Here is an 18604-nt window from a genome sequence, read left to right on the forward strand (position 1 = left end):
CTGATGGCGGCAGGGCCTGATAGAGCGCGGCGGGCGTGTGGGTCGACAGGTTGTCGAGCACCACCCGGATGCGCACGGCGTGAGGGTAATGGAGATCGGCGAGATCGCGCATGCAGTGGGCGAAGTCTTCCGCAGCGCGCCGATCGGTGACCTTCACCTTGCGCCAGGATCGGTGCGCATCGAGGAAGACGAACAGGTTGGCGGTGCCGTTGCGCTTGTATTCGCAGTCGTAGCGCTCCAGCCGGCCCGGCGCGGGCGCGATCGGCTGGCGCACCTCGCCGATGAGCTGGGTCGGGCTTTCGTCGAAGCACACCACCGGCTGCTGCGGATCGGAGGCTTCGGTGTAGAGATCGAGCACATCCTCCATGCGCGCAACATACTCCGCGTCGACCTTGGGAATGCACCACATGTCCTTGCGCCAAGGCTTGAGATCGTTCTCGGCCAGGCGACGGCGCACCGTCTCGCGCGACAGATGTTCGTGCTCGGTCAACTTGACGAACTCATCGGCCAGCAGCTCCAGCGTCCAGCGGGCACGGCCCGGTGGCGGGTTCGAGCAGGCCGTGGCGACCAGCAGAGCTTCCTCCCTGCCAGTCAGCTTGCGCTCCGCGCCGGGGCGCGGCTCTTCGCTGAGCGCCGCCTCCAGACCGATGTCCACGAAACGGCGCTTGGTGCGATAGACGGTGGAGCCGCCGACCACCACTGTCGCAGCAATGGCCCCATCACCCAGGCCGGCATCGGCGGCGAGCAGGATTTGCGCCCGCTTGAGCTTGCGCGCCGGATGCCTGCCGCCTGCCAGCATCGCTGTGAGTTCATCACGCTCGGGTTGGTCGAGATCGACGCGATAGCGTACATTCATCCAGAAGGCCTCCTTCGGTTGCCGAGGTTCCGGAAGAATCGGAAAATGAATCAATTACTTGGCAGACAGCCGCCAGTCCCAACCCGCTTCACCGAAAAGCAGGGCCAGTATCTCGCCTTCATCTGGACCTACGGCCTGCTCAACGGTCGCTCGCCGGCCGAACGCGACATGCAGCGCTTCTTCGGCGTCACCGCGCCTTCCGTCCATCAGATGGTGCTCACCCTCGAGCGCGCTGGATTGATCCGCAGGCAACCGGGCCTCGCGCGCAGTATTGAACTGCTCGTCGAACCCGACAGCCTGCCCAGGTTACAACCCATCGAAACCGTCAAATCCTCTGTGCAGAGGTACTAGAAGTATTGCGCTCTGACGGCTCGTGTCAGCAAGATTTCCAAATCCTCGCACTTACCTGGACTGACGCTCTATCTAAGAAGAAACGCATTATGGAAATCTTTCGCTACAGCGCGACCGCCGTCTAGAACAAAGCCAGAGTCCGCTCCGTAGGTGAACAAGCTGAGGCCAAGCTCCTGGAATCGCTTGATATCGTCTATGGACCCCACATCAATACCCGATCCTATGCGGTACTTTTTAGCGGCAGCCCCGACTGCCCGACAGGCATCCAGCAACTCAGGCGTGAGCTTTCCCGGTTCCATGCCAAAGGAAAGCGCAAGGTCTGCCGGGCCGATGAAGAGCGCGTCGACACCAGGCGTTGAGGCTATGTCGTCCAGATTGTTGAGGGCCTCTCTTGTTTCAATCTGGAGTACGACGGCCAAGCTGGAATTCGCATCCCTGCGATACTCCGCATCCCTTTGGTAGTAGTTCGATGCTCTCCACGCCCCGGACCCGCGCTTTCCCGCAGGCGGATATTTTGCGGACGACACAGCTTCGATGGCTTCGGCACCAGAGTTCACCATTGGCACCATGATCCCGTTCGCACCATGATCCAACGCGGCCTTAATGAGTTCAATTCTATTCCAAGCGACTCTGTAGAGCACAGGCATATCGTGTCGTTCGGTCGCAGGAAGAATCTCCAAGAGGCCGTTAGGCGCAATGGGCGCATGCTCGCCATCGACCAGAAGAAAATCTAGGCTTGTCTGCGCCAGCGTCTCTGCGACGATTACATGTGGAATGTGCATCCAGGCGCCGATTTGGGGTTTTCCCGACCTGATCGTTTCAGCGAACGAATTTCCTGCCATTTTCACAATCCTTTGCGTCGTCTAAGCCGTAATTCTTCGTCCGCAGCAAGCCGCCGCGTCTGGACGAGTTCATTCCAGCCTACCTGGTCGGAGGGAGCTATAGAATTGCGCTGCTGCGCACCAATCAATTTGTTTCTATGGGAAGATGGCAGTTTTTTCGGCATCCTAAAACATACAGTTTGTGCAGAAATTGCCTATCACACCAAACGATACCGTGGTGGCACCGTGTGCGCTCCGGCGAGGGGTGCTTACAGGCGAAGTTTAGGTTCGCTTGTCGGCGCGCAATCGGGCGACGCGTATTAATACAATGACGAGGAAGATGGGCGCGAGCTTGTCGTTGGCGACCTGGCGGAAGTGCTTCAGGTTGGAGAAGAAGTGCTCGATTAGGTTGTGCGCGCGTTCGAAGCGCTTACTGAAGCAACCTTCCGCTTTCGATTGAACTTGGCGGAGGTTTGGGCGATTTCCAGGGCACGGTGGGCATTATAGGCTTTGGGGCCAGAGGGGCTGATGGTCGAGGAGTCGACCGACAAGTCCCCATGATGTGATTATGCCGTCTGGCGGAGACGGATCGGGGGGCCTTGCGCGTCGAGTACGACGTGAGCGTTGGTCGTCAGTCCATCACCTCGGGACTGACCGAGACGACGAGCTGCCCCCTTTTTTTGCCGTGGCTCCCTGCTGGTGCGTCCGATGGAATTGCTATTGATCATCGGGACTGCCTCCGCTTCAGCCGTCAGCAGCATAGGTCCTTGCCGCATAACGGTCCGAAGTCGGTTAGCAAAAACCCGCACACCCGGTTCCTCCTACGTCGTTTGCAGAACAAGCGAACAAGCTGTTGCGCTGCCTCCGGGCTCGGCCCAGCCCGCGAGATTTCAACACCGCTCGCATTCTTCGCATTCGCCGGCGCCAGAGTTCGTGCGCCTCTGAGGTGGTTGTCTCCGGGGGCGCTGGCCTTGGAACAGAGGCGAGCATCGCATTGGTGTGATGGCCAACTTTGGGGCAAACTGTATATTTAACTGCGCTGACAAAGCTGCCATCGTCCTCACAAGTACACTCACTTGCGTGCGCTTCACGCTTCCGATTGAGAACACGAATGGAGGAAAAGATGAATTCCGGGCCGGTCAAGAGCAGCAGGAAAAAACTCACAATAGTCGACACCGATGTCCATCACGGCTACCGGGAACAATCGGATCTCTTTCCTTATCTCACCAAGTTCAATGCTGAACGTTTTGCGGAGTGGGGCTTCGGCGGCCTTTCAACGCACCTCTACACCTCCAGCGGAGGAATTCACGGACAAAGGGCGGATTTCGAAGCGGAAGAGGCCGGCGATGGATTGGGTACTATTGGCGGTGCTGATTATTGCAGCAAGCACTTACTAGACGCGAATGGTATCGATGTGGCCGTTCTTACCGGTGGTATTGCAGGAGCGGCGAGCGCGCTACCCGACGTGGACTATGGAAGCGCGCTGTGCCGCGCGTTCAACGATCACTCGATGGAGCATTGGATCGCCAAGGATCCGAGGTTTCGACTCAATATCGATATCAATTCACAGGACCCTTTAGGGGCGGCGGCTGAGATCGACAGGCTTGGCTCGCATCCTGCTGTTTGTGGGGTCATGTTCAGTTGTGGCGCGCCCAAGCCCTTTGGCCAGCGCTTTTACCATCCCATATACGAAGCGTGTGCCCGGCACGGACTAGCGGTGACGATGCATTTCGGGTCAGAAGGAGAAGGTGTCAATCCGCCGCCGTCGGCGGCCGGCTTCCCCAGCTACTACATAGAAAGCCGTCAGCTGCGTCCGCCAGCTTATGCCGTGCACCTGGCAAGCTTTATTTTCGAAGGTGTCTTCGAAAAGTTTCCGACCTTGAAAGTGGCCATGGTGGAAAGCGGATTTGCCTGGGCGGTGCCCTTGATGTGGAAGATGGATCTGGACTGGAAGGGCCTTCGTCGACACACTCCATGGGTAAAAAGGCTACCTAGTGAGTACTTGAAGGACCATGTCCGTTTTGGAACCCAACCACTAGACGAGCCCACGGATCCGGAAGCGATAAATCACATTATCAACTGGATTGATGGTTCGCGAACCCTGATGTTTGCGAGTGACTTCCCGCACTGGGATGCGGATGATCCGATGATGACCTTGTCCGAGCAGCCGAAAGATTTGCGGCGACGCATCTTTGCAGAGAATGCCATCGATACTTACAAACTGTCGCTGCCAGCAATCTCTAAGGCCGCATAGGGAGTATGTACCGGTGCCTAAGAAATATGAAGTTTGTTACGCGGACGAAATTCCGGTTGGCGGACGACGCATTGTCGATATAGCAGGGCGCAGTGTCGGGATCTTCAACGTCAACAACGAATACTATGCTGTTCGCAACAGTTGCCCACACAAAGCCGCGCCCCTGTGTAAGGGAATTATCGACGGAATGGTCACAGGCGCCATGCCAGGACAGTTCGAGTACGAGCAAGAAGGCGAAATAATTCGATGTCCGTGGCATGGCTGGGAGTTTGCAATCAAAACGGGCCAGTCCGTGTTCAATCCACACAAGGTTTGGGTACGCGGCTATCCCGTGAGTGTGGAGGCAAAGCCCTCAAACTGCGCCGAGGCCGACGCCGCCAGCATCGAAAAGGATCCCTCCGTAGACACCTATCGTATGTCGGTCGAGGAAACCAACGGTAACAGTCGACCTACTCTCTACATACACCTCTAAGTCGAGGAATGCCTCCGGTTGTGAGCGCTTTGCAGCACTCGAATCAGAGCAGCTAAGCGCATTATCGAATGGGGAATGAGGGGTGCAGCTGCTCAGAAATTCGCGCCTAGGCTCCTTTGACTGGGTGGGCTGCCCGACCTCCGGTGGAGGAGCAAAGCGATTTCGCAGTCCTGCCTTTTGTACGAGGCGGAAAGTGTAGGGTTCGCTCGAAAGGAGCCAGGCCAGATGGACGGCCATCGCCTCCAACGTTTGATGGTGCTGGTTGGGCGCCGTCAATCTTCATGTGGCACCAGCAACTAGGCTACTCATGCGGGTATCAGAGAATAACCAAGAACGTAACAAAAAGGGGAATTAAGATGAAAGAACTGGATTTTCTCAGTGAGCGCGTCGCGAAAGGGAAACTGTCCCGCCGCGAGTTTCTAGGTCGGGCCGCTGTGCTCGGCGTCAGCGCCGCCTTTGCCAACAACCTGCTTGCCACGGCTGCAAGGGCCGAAGGACCCGTCAAGGGAGGATTGCTCAAGGCCGGGCTGCAGGGTGGAGCGGCCACGGACAGTCTTGATCCAGTTCTCTTGACCGATGCACTTCAATTTATCTTCAGCCGCCAATGGGGCGAAACGGTTGTTGAGCTGGACGCAGATAGAAAAGTGCAGCCGGCACTTGCCGAGGAATGGGGCCCCTCGAAGGACGCCAAGGCCTGGACCTTTAAGATCCGCAAGGGCGTACAGTTCCATGACGGAAAGGAAATGACGCCCGCCGACGTGGTTGCCACCATCGAGCGCCATGGCGGCGCCAACTCGAAATCCGGCGCGTTCCCACTTTTGCAGGGCATCGACAAAATGGCCGTCGACGGCCAGAACCTGGTCTTCACGCTCAAAGAAGCCAATGCCGAATTTCCGTTCATAATGACTGCACACCAAGTGGTGATCCAGCCGAATGGCGGAAAGGACAACCCGGCCGCCGGCATAGGAACCGGGCCTTACAAGGTCACCGTCCACGATGCCGGCGTTCGATCTGGCGGCGAAAGGTTCGCAGATTACTGGCGCCACGATCGCGGCTTTGCCGATCAGATCGAGATCGTCGTCATCAACGACGGGACCGCCCGCAACTCCGCCTTGCAGAGCGGGCAGGTCCACATGATCAACAGAGTCGATCCGAAGGTGGTCGAACTCCTCAAGCGCGCTCCGTCCGTCACCATCCGCAACGCCAGCAGCCGTGGCCACTATATGTTTGTTTGCCAGTGCGACACGGCGCCCGTCGACAACAACGACCTTCGATTGGCGCTCAAGTATGCCATCAACCGCGAGGAGATGGTCCAGAAGATCCTGGGGGGATATGGCTCCGTCGGCAATGACACCCCTATCAGCAAGACCTATCCCCTTTTTACCGAAATGGAGCAGCGCAAGTACGATCCGGACAAGGCAGCCTTCCATTACAAGAAGTCCGGACACTCGGGATCGGTGCTGCTTAACACGTCCGACGTCGGCTTCCCCGGCGCGGTGGAAGCTGCTCAGCTGTACCAGGCGAGCGCGGCCAAGGCGGGCATCACCATCGAAGTCAAGCGCAATCCGGCCGACGGATACTGGTCAGAATTCGATAAAATGCCTTTCAAGGCCAGCTATTTTGGTGGCCGTCCGACGCAGGACATGACGTATTCCCTCGAATACCAGTCCAAAGCGCCATGGAATGAGTCTCACTTCTCCAACGAGAAGTTCGACCAGATGCTGGTCCAGGCACGTGGCGAACTCGATTCCGACAAGCGCAAGAAACTCTACGCCGACATGGGTACGATCCTCCGTGACGAAGGTGGCTCGATCCTTCCGATGTTCAACGACTTCATCGATGCCACAGGGCCGCAGGTTGGCGGCTGGGCCACGGATGGCAACCAGGAACTTATGGGCGGCTATGCGCTGTCTAAATGCTGGCTCCAGGCCTGAGGCCGTACGACCATGGTTTCCAAGCTTGTTGCCCAGCGCATTGCGCTGGGCATCCTTTTGCTAGTCGCCGTTTCGGTTCTGATCTTCGCTGGCACCAATCTCCTGCCGGGCGATGTTGCGCAGGCCATTCTCGGCAAAACGGCGACGCCGCTGGCTATCGAGAACCTCAGAAAGGAAATGGGGCTCAACGACCCCGCCTATGTCAGGTATTTCCACTGGCTGTTCGGAATTCTGCACGGTGACCTGGGCACTGCGCTGACGACCAAGCTCAATATCGCCGCGTCGATCAAGGAGCGGTTGTGGAACACACTGTTTCTCGCCTTTTGGGCCGCCATCGTGTCGATTCCGCTTGCCGTCATCCTGGGGCTTGTCGCCGTGCATAATCACAACGGCCCGGTCGACAAACTGATCTCTGGCTTGGCGCTTGCCTCCACCTCGGTGCCGGAATTTTTCATTGGCTATTTGCTGGTCTATTTCCTCGCCGTCAAATTCCAGGTCTTCCCAGGCATTTCGACCGTCTATGACGGCATGCCCTTCCTCGACAGGATGAAGGCGATAGCGTTGCCCTGCACCGCTCTGACCCTCGGCATTCTTGCACATATGATGCGCATGACGCGCGCCGCGATCCTCAACGTAATGCAGTCGGCTTACATCGAGACTGCCGAATTGAAAGGCCTGACGGCGTTCGAAGTCATCCGCAAGCACGCTTTACCCAATGCCCTTGCCCCGATCATCAATGTCGTGATCCTCAACCTCGCCTACCTCGTGGTCGGCGTCGTGGTCGTCGAGGTGATCTTCGTCTATCCGGGCATGGGCCAGTATCTGGTCGACCATGTCGCCATGCGCGACGTGCCGGTCGTCCAGGCCATCGGACTGATCTTCGCCGCCGTCTATATCTTTCTCAACGTCGTGGCCGACGTGGCGTCCATTCTCGCCAATCCGCGCCTCAGGCATCCGAGGTAAGGAGCGCCATGCTAAGACGTATTCCCATCGGCGCGCGGGTCGGCCTTACTATCACCACCCTCTTCTTCCTCGTGGCGATCTTTGCACAGGGGATCGCGCCCCACGGCCTCGGCGATATCGTCGGCGGCGTCTGGGAGCCGATGTCGGCGAAATTCCTGTTCGGCACGGACAATCTTGGCCGCGACCTGCTCTCGCGCATGATTTATGGTGCCCAGACAACCATCTTCATCGCTGTCCTCGCGACCGCACTCTCCTTTTCAATGGGCGCGATCCTCGGATTCACCGCCGCGGTGATCGGCGGTTGGTTCGATATGTTGATGTCCCGTTTCGTCGACCTACTGATGGCGATCCCGACACTCATTCTCGGGCTCGTGGTGCTCTCGGTCCTGCCTTCGACGCTCATCACGCTGATCCTGGTCATGGGCATCCTCGATGCGACCCGCGTCTACCGCCTCTCACGCGCGGTCGCATCGGACTTGAACGTCATGGATTTCGTCGAGGCCGCCAAGCTGCGCGGAGAAGGCAAGTGGTGGGTGATCTTCGCCGAGATTCTGCCCAATGCGCTCTCGCCGCTGGTCTCGGAACTCGGGCTGCGCTTCATCTATGCGGTGCTCTTCCTCTCCGCTCTTTCGTTCCTTGGCCTTGGCGTGCAGCCGCCGGCGGCGGACTGGGGCGGAATGGTAAAGGAGAACAAGGATGGCATTGTCTTCGGCATCCTGGCGGCGCTTGTCCCGGCCGCGGCGATTGCCGCGCTGGCCATCTCCGTCAACCTGGTCGCCGACTGGATCCTGAATCGCACCACCGATCTCAAGGGAGGGCGCGGCAATGGCTGATGTTCTGCTCGATATCCGCAATCTCCGCATCGAGGCTACCACCTATCCGCGCGGCCAAAAGCCGACGACGATCGCCATCGTCGATGACGTCTCGCTGACGCTCGAGAAAGGCAAGGTGCTCGGCCTGATCGGTGAATCCGGCGCCGGCAAATCAACCATTGGGCTGTCGCCGATGGGCTACGGTCGCGGCGGCGTCCGTATCACCGGCGGCGAAGTCATCCTCAACGGCCGCGACATACTCAAGCAGGGCAAGAACGGTATCCGCAAACTGCGCGGCCATGAGGTCTGCTACGTCGCGCAATCAGCCGCCGCGGCCTTGAATCCGGCGCAGCGGCTGATGGATCAGGTCGTCGAGACTTGTCTCAAGCACGGCTTAGCCAGCCGCGCCGAAGCCGAACGTCGGGCGGTGGCGCTGTTCCGCAAGCTCAGCCTTCCCGATCCGCAAAGTATCGGCCAACGATATCCGCACCAGGTTTCCGGCGGACAATTGCAACGCGTAATGACGGCGATGGCGCTCTGCCCCGAACCGGATCTGATCATCTTCGACGAGCCGACCACGGCGCTCGACGTGACGACCCAGATCGACGTGCTGATAGCCATCAAGCAAGCGATCCGCGCCACCGGCGTCGCGGCGCTCTACATCACTCACGACCTTGCTGTCGTGGCTCAGGTCGCCGACGACATTATGGTCCTGCGTTATGGCAAGATGGTCGAAAAGGGCACGACGCACGCCATCATCAAGGAGCCGAAGGAAACCTACACCCAGGCGCTTGTCTCGGTACATCAGATCGAGCACCGGGAAAAGCAGCCGACGCCGAAGCCGATCCTATCGGTGAAGAATGTCACGGCTGCTTATGGCCAGGGCGTAATCAAGGTGCTGAAGAACGTTTCCGTCGATATCCACCCGGGTCAGACGCTTGCCGTGGTCGGCGAATCCGGCTCCGGCAAGTCGACTCTGGCGCGCGCCATCACCGGCCTGCTGCCGCCGCAGCAGGGCGAAATCACCTTCGACGGACGCAAGCTTTCGAACCGGCTGGCCGACCGGTCAAAGGAAGACCTCCGCACGTTGCAGATGATCTACCAGATGGCGGATGTCGCGGTGAATCCGCGCCACACCGTCGGCACCATCATCGGTCGGCCGTTGACCTTCTATTTCGGAGTGACGGGGGCCGAGCGCGAGCGGCGCGTGCAAGAGCTCCTCGAAGAAATCGAGATGGGTACCGGCTTCCTCGACCGTTACCCGGCTGAGCTTTCGGGTGGGCAAAAGCAGCGCGTCTGCATCGCCCGCGCCCTTGCCGCCAAGCCGAAGCTAATCATCTGCGACGAGGTGACCTCAGCCCTCGATCCGCTGGTGGCCAACGGCATCCTGAAGCTGCTGCTAAAACTGCAGCAGATCGAGCAGGTGGCTTACCTGTTCATCACCCACGATCTCGCGACGGTGCGGTCGATCGCCGATTCCATCGCCGTCATGTATCGCGGCGAGGTCGTGCGCTATGGGGCGAAAAGCCAAGGGCTGGCGCCGCCGTTCGACGACTATACCGATCTCCTGCTGTCGTCGGTGCCGGAGATGGAAATCGGCTGGCTGGAGAAAGCGAGCGCCGGCCGCAAGATGGCGAGCGCTGGGAATTAGCAATATGAATCTTCGCAATTTCGTCCAGTTCAATGAAATTCCCTGCGCCGGTGTTCTCCCAGCACCCGCGCAACCTTGCCCGGCTTCGAGCCGGGCCTTTTTATTCGAATGCACTCGCGAAAATGGCAAGCCGGTTCGCGGCAGGGAGTTGCTTTGCTTGGCGGATCGAGCATGAATGGAACCGAGTTCGAAGACTCAAGTCTTCAACCAGGAGGCCGATGGCAATATTGTTGGTGGAGCGGCCTCGCTTGCCGCCAAGTCGCCTCCGAAAATTCGGCGGCTTGCGCCCAGAATCCGATGTCCAATCCCTCTCTCGCTTCAGTGATGTCGCAACCCTTCATCGGATGAAGACGTGAATACGTCTATCCGCCGGAGAGCCAAATCTCAAGGATTTCAGTAAAAATGGAAAATGATTGTCTCAGCCTTGATGAAATCGTCCGCCGTGTGGATGTGAAAGCCACAGAGTACTGCGCCTTAAGCGACCGCATCTGGGCAATGCCAGAATTAGCATTTGACGAGCATCGCTCGGTTGCCGAGCACATCGCCATGCTCGAGCGTGAAGGCTTTCGCATTAGTACGAATGTCGGCGGGATCGCTACGGCCTTCGTGGCCGAATTCGGCGACGGCAGCCCCATCATTGGCATCCTCGGCGAATATGATGCGCTTCCCGATCTTGCTCAAGTCTCGGGCGCAGCTGAACCCCGCGCGACCGAGGCTGGACCAGGTCATGGTTGCGGGCACAATCTTCTCGGTTCTGGCTCGGCGCTTGCGGCAGTTGCACTGAAAGATGCCCTCTCAGCTGAACGTATTGAAGGCACAGTGCGTTTTTACGGCTGCCCGGCGGAGGAAGCTGGAGGGGGTAAGGCCTTTATGGCTCGAGCTGGCGTGTTTAACGATCTTGATGCGGCCTTCTGCTGGCACCCAGCGGTGGTGAACGAGGTGCTGACCAAGTCCTCGAACGCTGCAAAGTGGGCACGTTTTTCATTTGCCGGCCGGGCGGCGCACGCGGCGGCGGATCCACATTTGGGACGCAGCGCGCTTGACGCAGTCGAGTTAATGAATGTTGGCGTCAATTACATGCGCGAGCACATACCCTCGAATGCTCGGGTTCACTATGCCATCATCAACGCCGGCGGCGAGTTCCCCAACGTAGTGCAGGCATATGCCGAGTCATCCTATTCTATTCGCTCTCCGAGCGTGCAAGACGCTGAGCGGGTGTTCGCGCGCGTGCAGAAGATTGCAGAAGGTGCTGCGCTCATGACCGAGACATCGGTAAAGGTGCAAATCACGGGCGGCTACTCCAACCTTTTGCCCAACAAAGCGCTGTATGATGTCATGTATGAAAACATGCGCCGTGTCGGTCCGCCCCCCTTTGACACCGCTGACTATGAGTTCGCCAAGGAGCTTCGCAAGAGGGCGCTGACGGACGAAGATGCGCTGGCAAGCGTCGTGGGGCGCGATGTTTCATTGAAGAATAAGATCCTCCACGATAGCCTGCTACCATTGGGTACAGACCAATTCGAGTTTGGCTCGACAGATGTGGGCGACGTCAGCTGGATCGTCCCCACTGCACAGTGTCAAACGGCCTGTTTTGCTATCGGAACGCCCTTCCACAGTTGGCAGCTCGTCACCCAAGGCGATTTGCCCGCGGCCCACAAGGGAATGATATTGGCTGCCAAGGTCATGGCTTCTACCGCGGCGGATTGCATACGAAATCCAGAGATCATCGTTCGCGCAAAAGCGGAGTTAAGGCAACAAACGGGCGGGCGCTCATATCTTTGCCCAATACCTGCGGACGTCACTCCCAGTGATCTGCGCTCCAAGGTGCGATAAAGCCGCGCTCTCTTCGCCCATTCCGGCCGATTATGCTTGGAGGACTGTCGGGCATTTCCGGTGTGGTTTCTCACCAGATAGCCTGATCGGCCCGCTGAGCGGCGGCCTTATCCCCTCTGGACCGCGCTGCCTGATCGCAGACGCGCCCTGCACTTCGGTCTTCGGTCAGGCGGGCAGTCTTGTGGGATTTGGCTCCGTACGTGAAGAGCGGGAGAGTTGGCCCGGCGCAGCTCCATCAGGGCCTCCTGCTCACCGACATCCGACCGGCTGGACCGAGTGTGCGCTGGGCGCTGCGACCGGTTCGCTGTGGAGAATTTTAGTAGCCCGCGATCGCTTTTGTCTCCAAGAACTCTTCCATCCCGAATCTTCCCCATTCACGGCCGTTTCCCGATCTCTTGTACCCACCGAATGGCGCGGCCCAGTCGGCAAACACCCCCTGGATGTTGACACTGCCCGCTCGCACCTGCCGAGCAACGTTGCGAGCACGCTCGATCGACCCGGACGTAACGTAGCCGGCAAGACCATAGGGCGTATCGTTAGCGATGCGTATCGCGTCCGCTTCGTCTTCGGCCCCCATCAGCACCAAAACAGGGCCGAAAATCTCTTCTTGCGCGATTGCCATATCGGACGTTACATCTGCGAAGATGGTTGGTCGAACGTAGTAGCCTTTATGAATTCCCTCTGGCAGCCCTGTGCCTCCTGCGACCAAGGTCGCGCCGTCCGCAAGCCCACTTTCAATCCACGCCTGAATTCTTTCCCACTGAGTCCGATTAACGACGGGTCCTAAAGTGGTGGCTACCGCTCGTGGATCCCCAACCCTTATCTCCTCCACAGCCATTTTCGCTATGCGCGCGGCCTCCCGCATCCTGTCTGCGGGGACAATCATTCGAGTGGGCGCGTCGCATGACTGGCCAGTATTCATCATCATGTAGGCGACACCGCCAGCAACAGCCTGTTCAAGGTCCGCATCATCCAGGATGATATTGGGCGATTTTCCGCCCAGCTCCTGGCTGACACGCTTGACCGTGGCGGCAGAGCGGACGGCCACGTCTATGCCCGCGCGCGTCGAACCGGTGAACGACATCATATCGATGTCAGGATGCTCGCTCATTGCGGCGCCGACCTCGGGGCCCAAGCCATTAACGAGGTTGAATACACCGCGGGGCACTCCAGCCTCGTGCAAAATCTCTGCGAAGATCAATGCGCAACTTGGCGTAAACTCGGAAGGCTTCAAGACCATTGTGCAGCCGGCCGCGAGCGCTGGCGCGACTTTGGCCCCGATCTGATTCATGGGCCAGTTCCAGGGCGTGATCATCCCCACCACACCAATTGGTTCTCGCACGACCAGCGCCGAGCCGATCGGTTCCTCGAATCTGTATTGCTCAAGCAGACTGCGTATGGTTTCAAAATGGGCCAAGCCTGCCGGAGCATGTTCTTTGTTTGCAAGCCCCAAAGGCGCGCCCATTTCGTCGGAAATGGATGCCGCAAGGTCTGCAATCCTTGAACGGTAGACATCGATAATTCTTCCCAGGAGTGCGAGTCGCTCGTCACGTGATGTGTTGGAAAAGTCCTTGAAGGACCGTTTGGCTGCGTCGACCGCCGCATCTACATCAGCCTTCGACCCGAGAGCTATTTCATACATGGCCTGTTCGTTGGCAGGATTCACCACGGCCATTCGGTTCGGCGATGCGGGCTCCGTCCATACGCCATCGATGTAGAATTTCATGCGCTGGATCATTTTCCGCTCCTGTGTTTGATCGAGTCCTGTAAAACAAAGGCTGTCTGCGATGGCGATTGATTTTAATTTGAAATATACCGCGTCGCTCTTTCTCGCGGCCGACCCGATCGCCTCTTACTAAAAAGTAACTGGATGTGGCACGTACGGCGCCTCGAGCAATTTGACCTCATCTTCCGACAGCTTCACGCCGATGGCCTCAAATGCGTCCTCGAGATGCTGTGGCTTCGTCACGCCGACAACGGGTGCAGTCACCACCGGCTTTGAAAGCAGCCACGCCAGGGCAAGCTGTGCATGAGGGAGGCCCCGTGTTTCCGATAGCGACGTAAGACGATCGACAACTATCTTGTCCACTTCCTGGGTTCGAGCGTAGATATCCGCGCCAATATCGTCAGTGCGCCCGCGAAGGGTATCTGGCTCGTCCTGCCAAGGGCGGGCGAGACGCCCGCGCGCAAGAGGGCCCCACGGTAGCACGCCGACGCCTTCGCTCTGGCACAGAGGGAGCATCTCGCGCTCCTCCTCGCGATAAAGTAGACTGTAGTGCGGCTGCATGGTGACAAAGCGGGTCCAAAAATGCTTGCCGGAGAGCTGAAGCGCTTTGCAAAACTGCCATGCTGCCATTGAAGATGCGCCGATATACCGAGCCTTGCCGGATTTGATAATGTCGTGCAATGCTTCGAGCGTCTCTTCGATCGGAGTAGCGTCGTCCCAGCGATGGATCTGGTAAAGATCGATATAATCAGTGTTGAGGCGCCGCAGGCTTGCGTCCACCTCCGACATGATCGCCTTGCGTGACAGGCCGCGTCCATTTGGATCGGCCCGCATCGGGTAATAGACCTTCGTTGCGATCACGACCTCGTCACGCCGCGAATAGTCACGCACAGCTCGGCCCAGCACCTCCTCGCTCGCGCCGTTGCCATAGCTGTTTGCGGTGTCGAAGAAGTTGATTCCGCCTTCGATCGCTTGCTTGATGATCGGTCGGCTTTGATCCTCGCTCAAACCCCAGCGACGCTCGGCCAGGCCGAAGCTCAAACAGCCAAGACAGATCCGAGAGACCTTGAGGCCGGTCCTTCCAACGTTGACGTAATCCACCCTCTCTCCCCCTAAGTTGGTCGATGCAAACCAAAAGCTGCAGAACCGCAGCGATGTCACAGACTTCCGATGGCACCTAGTTTGCGAGACACGATGCCGTCTGCCCAAGGCGCTGTGATAGCCACTCGAATACGTGCACGTGCACAATCTTCAGCGTGTGTTCGGTCCCGCTTGTGGCGGACGAGCACATTTGCTCACGGTACCGGAAGACGCACCAAAACCTGGCCGCCTTCCACCTTCGTCTCAAACACGGTGATTGGGCACTCAGCCGGGCCTTGAACCACTTCCCCGGAGGTGATCTCAAACTGCGCACCATGGAGAGGACACTCGATAAGAGTCCCCTCCAGCCAGCCGTCGGAAAGGAGAGCGAACGCGTGCGAGCACACGTTGTTGGTTGCATAGACTTTGTTGTCAATCAGATAGATAGCGACGCGGATATCGTTGATTTCGAACGGCGCTACGGTGTCCTCTTGGAGATCGGAAAGGGCGCAAAACGTTATCCATTCAGAATTTTGCGTCGTCGTTTCTTTGCTCATTTCTGCTGTTGTCACTGTTCACTCCGAGTGCCGTAATTAGCCAGCTGCAAGGTACAAATCGGACGGATCGACTTCCTCAGCCCGACTCATGATATCTTGCGATATGGGCCTGCCGGCCTTTGCGTCTCGGCGGAGCTGCATCATGTCACGACCAGGGTTCACGCCCACGGCACTGACGAAACGTCCGTGTTCATCGACTCCGATCTCCAGCCATCGTTCGCTCGCAACGTCCCCAATGCGATATAGGCCCGTCGCAAGTGCCGGCAGCCCGAATGACTGGATGGTCACGCCGCACTGATCGGACCAGAACCAGGGCAGGTCGTGATACTGGGCCTCCAGACCGCAGATAACTTGTGCTGCCACAACTGCCTGATCGCCGGCCACAGTCCAGCTCTCACTGCGTATCCGCCGGCCAAGCGAGGGGACAGGATAATTCGTCACCTCTCCGGCAGCATATATTCCCGGAACGGACGTTTCGCAGCGCGCATTCACAATGATCCCGTCCGCGGTGTCGATGCCCGCATCGGCGGCTATTTCCGCGTTAGGTCCAATCCCGATGCCAATAAGGACTGTGTCAGCAACGGCCGACCCGCCATCCCAGGTCAGAATGACCTCGCCCTTTGAGTTGTTCGACATGCGAAGATTTGCACAGTTCAGACGGACCTGACCACCTTCGCTCGTGTGACGCGTAGCGACCCATTCTGATAAAGACAGTGAGGCGCTGCGCGGCAGCAGTCGTGGCGCCAGCTCAAAGACCGTTGTTTGACAGCCCAAGCGGCGAGCGTTCGCCGACACCTCCAGTCCTATAAAGCCGCCACCGACGACTGCCAGCCGCTGGCCTGGCGCAAGAGCCGCACGTAAACGCAAAGCGTCCGATTCAGTGCGCAAATAATGAACTTGCGCTGGGTCCACATGGAAATTTTCCAACTGCCTGACCCGAGATCCCGTAGCGATCAAAAGTTTGTCGTAGTGTTCCGGATCGCCGTTATCGGTATGGACGAGGCGTCGAACGGGGTCGATGAGCGTGGCCTTCGTCCCATCTCGCAAAATGACGCGGTCTGAATAAAGCTCAGAGCCTTTCAGAGTCGGCCTCTTGCCCTCCAAGAGGAATTCCTTGGACAGTGGCGGCCTGTCGTAGGGTGTCCCGCTTTCGCTATGAATGAGGACCGTTCGCTGCTCAGGACGCAGCCCGGCGAGCGTTGTGGCAGCACGATGCCCTGCCAGTCCTCCTCCGATGATAACGACCGTTTCCATAAACTTTCCTCAGCACCTGGCAACTTTGAACGTTACCAACATGACGAAAGAAACCAAAAATCTGGAGATGCACCAGTGTCAAATTCCTGCAAATTCGTTCAGCACAGACGTCCCAGTTCCCAAAGCAAAACCTCGAAGCGCCTCTTCGGCAAAAACTGTGCTCCGTGGAATAGGTGGCTTTTGTGCATTTTCCCCGTGAGAAGGATCCATATTGTGCAAACGCCGGCTAAGGCGGTGCAGGAGGATCACCGCGAGGGATCGGACTACCACCCATTGTGCGTTTAAAGGTAAAACGGCCTTCTTGTGACAGAGACCGCAGGTGCCAGTTGCGATAGGAATTTCAGTCCTATGACCCATGGTCCCAAGACATCCTCTATGCGCCGTTACGAATCTGTCGTTGACCTCATCAAGCGTCGTATTGGCACAGGGACTCTCGGGGTCGGTGACCGCCTGCCTTCTGTTCGGCAGTTGAGCGAAGACACCGGGTATAGCCCGATGACAGTGCATCATGCATACGAGCTCCTGGAGGCTGAGGGGGTTTGCGAGGCCCGGCCCCGGTCGGGCTTCTATGTCGTCGGCGCGCCGGCACCAGTGACAGACCCAGAGGCAAATAGCCACGATGTCGGTGGCGAGGCGGTAAAAAATCTGCCTGAGGCTTTGCTCCATATTTGGTATTCAAATGAGCTTGGGGCATTCGGCAGCTTCTACCCAAGTCCGGACCTATTCGACCGCAACGACATAGACCGCCTGCTGCGCCAGCTCTTGCGCCAAGGCGAGACCCGGCTTGTTGGGTGCGATTCACCACAAGGCGACGTGCAGTTGCGCCACGAGATTTCGCGCCGCGCATCAAGGCGGGGAAGCGTCGTATCACACGGGGAAATCGTTGTCGGCAACACAGGCATGTCGTGCTTCGACATGTGCCTCAATGCATTTACCAAGCCAGGCGACGTCATCCTTGTCGAAAGTCCTTCTTATTTTCCTATGCTAGCCGGATTGAACCGCAAGAGCCTCTCCGTGGTGGAAATCTATTCCCACCCGCGCTCGGGCATCGATCCCGAACAATTCCTGCATCTTGTCCGTTCTAATTCGGTCCGCGTGGCACTGCTTATGGGGTCCCATCACTATCCCACAGGCGTGACCTACTCCGAGCAAACCATGCGCCGCGTTGTGGAAATCGCTCGCCAACACCAGGTGCTTATCCTCGAAAATGACATGTTCAGCGACCTGAATTACGATGGCAGCAGACAGCCTTCGTTTAAACAACACGATCCGTCCGATATCGTGGTGCAATTCGGGAGTTTCATGGTCTCGCTCCCGCCAGCGTATGGATTGGGTTGGATCATTGCCGGCACCCACACACGACGTTTGATGACTCACCAGTATACACATGGGCTGAACAGCGGGGATGGTATTGTCCAGCGAGCGATCGCCACGTTTCTGGCTACCCGCAGTCAGGATCGACATTTGAGGCGGCTGCGCTGCACACTTGCCGCGAGGATGCGACGCGGACTCGATTTGATCGCCGAACATTTTCCCAGTGAATGTGTTGTATCGCCTCCCGTCGGCGGATTCATGTGCTGGGTGCGTGGGCCAATCAGCTTCGATGCCACCAGTGCTTTGCTTCAAGCGGTAGAATCCGACTTCAGTTTTCTCCCAGGTCCTATCTTCTCGATCGAGGCCTCCTTCCGAAATTTCGTAGCGCTCAACTTCTCGTTCCCATGGACCGCGCAGAACGAAACCTATCTGGCGAAACTGGGTGAAATGATGCACAGGTCGGTCGGTCGGCAATGACCATCAGATCGAAAGGCTTGAGGCTGCGCAGTCTCGTGCATTCTCCGCCTGCTGAGGCGCTGATCAAGACGGCGCCGTTGTATCCGCCGTTACGGCTCTCGGCAATTGCCATCGCGCGCAAAAGCTCGTCCGCTGCCGCGACCTGCTCGGAATGCCGGCTTTTGAGCCGTCGAATAGCCGTTCGGCGACTTTCTATTACCCACATCGTCGGCGTGTTCCGATGGATATGCCGAAGGCGATGTCATTGAG

At 58.2% G+C, this 18604-nt stretch carries 15 protein-coding genes; 9 read left to right on the forward strand and 6 right to left on the reverse strand.

Annotated features, from left to right (window positions below; genetic code table 11):
- Positions 1-856, reverse strand: an 856-nt coding sequence (locus tag ACWGTO_RS30650) for an IS630 family transposase (protein WP_454578498.1), incomplete at its 3' end; no start/stop codon positions are given.
- A gap of 45 nt (positions 857-901) precedes the next feature.
- Here ACWGTO_RS30650 and ACWGTO_RS30655 point away from each other — a divergent pair.
- Positions 902-1207, forward strand: coding sequence for a LexA family protein (locus ACWGTO_RS30655; RefSeq protein ID WP_454578499.1), 306 nt, complete (start codon positions 902-904; stop codon positions 1205-1207).
- Between the two features lie 68 nt (positions 1208-1275).
- Here ACWGTO_RS30655 and ACWGTO_RS30660 read toward each other — a convergent pair whose 3' ends face one another.
- A complete protein-coding gene (locus ACWGTO_RS30660; protein ID WP_454578500.1) occupies positions 1276-2049 on the reverse strand; it encodes an HpcH/HpaI aldolase family protein in 774 nt (257 codons plus the stop codon).
- A gap of 1090 nt (positions 2050-3139) precedes the next feature.
- On the opposite strand from ACWGTO_RS30660, the gene ACWGTO_RS30665 reads away from it, so the two are divergent.
- The 7 genes from ACWGTO_RS30665 to ACWGTO_RS30695 all read left to right on the forward strand — a co-directional run bounded on the left by ACWGTO_RS30665 (position 3140) and on the right by ACWGTO_RS30695 (position 11947).
- Entirely contained in the window at positions 3140-4282 is a 1143-nt protein-coding gene (locus tag ACWGTO_RS30665) for an amidohydrolase family protein (protein WP_454578501.1), read from the forward strand.
- Positions 4283-4295: 13 nt separating this feature from the next.
- Entirely contained in the window at positions 4296-4754 is a 459-nt protein-coding gene (locus tag ACWGTO_RS30670) for a Rieske (2Fe-2S) protein (RefSeq protein WP_454578502.1), read from the forward strand.
- A 356-nt stretch (positions 4755-5110) separates the two neighbouring features.
- Positions 5111-6688, forward strand: coding sequence for an ABC transporter substrate-binding protein (locus ACWGTO_RS30675; protein ID WP_454578503.1), 1578 nt, complete (start codon positions 5111-5113; stop codon positions 6686-6688).
- A 12-nt stretch (positions 6689-6700) separates the two neighbouring features.
- Entirely contained in the window at positions 6701-7651 is a 951-nt protein-coding gene (locus tag ACWGTO_RS30680) for an ABC transporter permease (protein WP_454578504.1), read from the forward strand.
- Positions 7652-7659: 8 nt separating this feature from the next.
- Positions 7660-8484 (forward strand): ABC transporter permease, encoded by an 825-nt coding sequence (locus tag ACWGTO_RS30685; RefSeq protein ID WP_454578505.1) that lies wholly within the window; start codon positions 7660-7662, stop codon positions 8482-8484.
- Positions 8477-10114 carry an ABC transporter ATP-binding protein gene (locus ACWGTO_RS30690; protein ID WP_454578506.1) on the forward strand — a complete coding sequence of 546 codons (1638 nt, stop codon included), beginning with the start codon at positions 8477-8479 and terminating at the stop codon, positions 10112-10114. Before ACWGTO_RS30685 ends, ACWGTO_RS30690 begins: the two co-directional genes overlap by 8 nt.
- A gap of 402 nt (positions 10115-10516) precedes the next feature.
- Positions 10517-11947 (forward strand): M20 family metallopeptidase, encoded by a 1431-nt coding sequence (locus ACWGTO_RS30695; RefSeq protein ID WP_454578507.1) that lies wholly within the window; start codon positions 10517-10519, stop codon positions 11945-11947.
- 316 nt (positions 11948-12263) lie between these two features.
- Here ACWGTO_RS30695 and ACWGTO_RS30700 read toward each other — a convergent pair whose 3' ends face one another.
- The 4 genes from ACWGTO_RS30700 to ACWGTO_RS30715 form a co-directional block, all read right to left on the reverse strand.
- Positions 12264-13685, reverse strand: a complete 1422-nt coding sequence (locus tag ACWGTO_RS30700) for an aldehyde dehydrogenase family protein (protein ID WP_454578508.1) — start codon at positions 13683-13685, stop codon at positions 12264-12266.
- A gap of 117 nt (positions 13686-13802) precedes the next feature.
- Complete coding sequence (locus tag ACWGTO_RS30705) at positions 13803-14774, reverse strand: aldo/keto reductase (protein ID WP_454578509.1); 972 nt, start codon at positions 14772-14774, stop codon at positions 13803-13805.
- A 194-nt stretch (positions 14775-14968) separates the two neighbouring features.
- Positions 14969-15325: a non-heme iron oxygenase ferredoxin subunit gene (locus ACWGTO_RS30710; protein ID WP_454578510.1), complete on the reverse strand. Its 357-nt coding sequence runs from the start codon at positions 15323-15325 to the stop codon at positions 14969-14971.
- Between the two features lie 21 nt (positions 15326-15346).
- The gene (locus ACWGTO_RS30715; RefSeq protein WP_454578511.1) at positions 15347-16564 is read right to left on the reverse strand and encodes an NAD(P)/FAD-dependent oxidoreductase; all 1218 of its coding nucleotides are present in this window, start codon (positions 16562-16564) and stop codon (positions 15347-15349) included.
- A gap of 348 nt (positions 16565-16912) precedes the next feature.
- Here ACWGTO_RS30715 and ACWGTO_RS30720 point away from each other — a divergent pair, with 348 nt between their 5' ends.
- A complete protein-coding gene (locus ACWGTO_RS30720) occupies positions 16913-18355 on the forward strand; it encodes an aminotransferase-like domain-containing protein (protein ID WP_454578512.1) in 1443 nt (480 codons plus the stop codon).
- Positions 18356-18604: the final 249 nt, after the last annotated feature.

It is taken from the genome of Mesorhizobium sp. PL10 (assembly GCF_053714315.1).